This window comes from Luteitalea sp. (assembly GCA_009377605.1).
Lineage (GTDB): Bacteria > Acidobacteriota > Vicinamibacteria > Vicinamibacterales > Vicinamibacteraceae > WHTT01.
This window is the reverse complement of sequence record WHTT01000250.1, coordinates 561-768: the sequence shown is the minus strand read 5'-3', so window position 1 is coordinate 768 and position 208 is coordinate 561.

Below are 208 nucleotides of genomic sequence, written 5' to 3'. Positions count from 1 at the left end.
CAGACCTGGAACCTCACTGTCCAGCGAGAGCTGCTCGCCGATCTGGCGGTCGAGATCAGCTATCTTGGGAAGCGCGGAACGCACCTCGAGCGAGACGTTTCGTTCAACCAGCCCGACCCCGGCCCAGGGGACATTCAGGAGCGACGGCCGTTTCCTCGGTTTGGCGCTGGCATTCTGCGCGACGATCGAGCCAGCAGCTCGTACAACG